This is a genomic window from Neisseria sp. P0001.S005, assembly GCF_051963715.1.
The window spans coordinates 1-224 of record NZ_JBQCTZ010001125.1 but is presented as its reverse complement, the minus strand read 5'-3'; the positions used below and the strand labels follow the sequence as shown (position 1 = coordinate 224).

The 224-nt window shown below is 50.9% G+C and carries 1 pseudogene; it reads left to right on the top strand.

Annotated features, from left to right (window positions below):
- Window positions 1–174 (top strand): annotated as a pseudogene (locus ACTHSP_RS24275) (LPS export ABC transporter permease LptF); the annotation flags it as partial.
- Between the last annotated feature and the right edge of the window lie 50 nt (window positions 175–224).

Sequence of the window (224 nt, the reverse complement as noted above, 5' to 3'; positions counted from 1 at the left end):
ACCTTCCTGCGCAATGCTGTGGAAGACGGCAAAATCCATTTTTGGCTCGGACTGCTGCCTATGCACATCATCATGTTTGTGATTGCCGTCGTCCTGCTGCGCGTGCGCAGTATGCCTAGCCAACCCTTCTGGCAGGCAGTTGCCAAAAGTCTGACATTGAAAGGCGGAAAATGAACCTGATTTCACGTTACATCATCCGTCAAATGGCGGTTATGGCGGTTTAC